The 1,309-nt window shown below is 70.3% G+C and carries 2 protein-coding genes; one reads left to right on the top strand and one right to left on the bottom strand.

Annotation, left to right across the window (positions count from 1 at the left end):
- Nucleotides 1–754: MFS transporter (locus AB8Z36_RS40460; RefSeq protein ID WP_369218341.1), on the bottom strand; the 754-nt coding region annotated here is incomplete at its 3' end.
- Nucleotides 755–1,001: 247 nt separating this feature from the next.
- Here AB8Z36_RS40460 and AB8Z36_RS40455 point away from each other — a divergent pair.
- The coding region (locus AB8Z36_RS40455) for an AMP-binding protein (RefSeq protein ID WP_369218340.1) at nt 1,002–1,309 on the top strand (308 nt) is incomplete at its 3' end.

Below are 1,309 nucleotides of genomic sequence, written 5' to 3'. Positions count from 1 at the left end.
CGAAGACGGTGATCAGACGCACGAACCGGTCGTGCGCCACGAACCGCAGACCGTCGGACACCTCCTGCCGCAGCCGCCTGCGGCGCGGGGCCGGGCGGTGTTCGGCCGCCTTGATGCGCAGCAGGCACCAGGACGACACCAGGAACGACAGGACGTCGAGCAGCAGACCGGGCACGCTGCCGACGGCCTGGGCGAGGAAGCCGCCGAGCCCGGGACCGGCCACCCGCGTCGCCTGGTCGCCGACCTGCAACTTCGCGTTGCCCTCCAGAAGTTCGGCCCGGGTGACGAGCGAGGGCAGGTACGCGGAGTAGGCGGTGGCGAAGAAGACGGACGCCGTACCCGTCAGGAGCGCCACCGCCAGGAGCTGATACATGCTCAGCACGCCCAGCCACCACGCCACCGGCACACAAGCGAACAGCGAGGCCGAGACCACATTGCACACGAGCATCAACGGGCGGCACGGCAGCCGGTCGACCCAGGCACCCGCGGGCAGCCCGATCAGCAGCCAGGGCACCCAGGGCGCCGCGGTCAGCAGGCCGATCATGAAAGGGGAGGCGTCGAGCGTGCTGACGGCCACGAGCGGCAGCAGGACCGAGGTGACGCTGTTGCCGAGTCTGCTGGCCGTCTCGCCGATCAGCAGCATGCGGAAGTCGCGCTGCGCGAGGAGCCCCCAGAACTTGCGTGCCGGAGGCCCGTCGGGACCCGTTTCGCCGGTCGTCGTCCTCCGGCCGTCCGCGGACCCCGGGTGCTTCATCGCTCGACGGCCTTTCGGGAGGGTGTCTCGCCGCGGACGGGTCCGAGAACACGGGGGAGGTCACGGAAGCCACCGGAACCGGTCGTCGTGACAAGGGGCGCGGCAGTCGCGCATGTTAGCAAGTTCACATTCCAACTAGCGGCGGGATACGAGGTCACACCTGCCGCTTAAGGTCACGAGCGGGGGCAGTCGCACGGACTGCGGTCGCGAACCTCTCAGCTTTCGCGCTTCGGTGCAAGGAGCCTTTGTGGACAGTGGCGAGAACGAACTCCTGACACGCTTCATGGAAACGGCGGCTCTCCACCCGGACCGCGCCGCGCTGTCCGCGCCTTCGGCGACGCTCGACTTCCATACGGTGCGCGAGCGCGTGGAACGCCTGGCGGAGGCCCTGATCGCACGGGGCGTGACCCCGGGGAACACCGTGGCGCTCTGCCTGCCCCGCTGTCCGGAACTGGTCGCCGCGATGCTCGCCGTATGGCGTGTCGGGGCGGCCTACGTACCGCTCGACCCCGCCCACCCCGCGGAGCGGCTGCGCTTCCTGGCCCAGGACACGGG

The sequence above is a fragment of the Streptomyces flavofungini genome, assembly GCF_041028215.1.
Classification (GTDB): domain Bacteria; phylum Actinomycetota; class Actinomycetes; order Streptomycetales; family Streptomycetaceae; genus Streptomyces; species Streptomyces flavofungini_B.
Note: the sequence above shows the minus strand (reverse complement) of the source record. Positions and strands in the feature narration are given on the sequence as shown.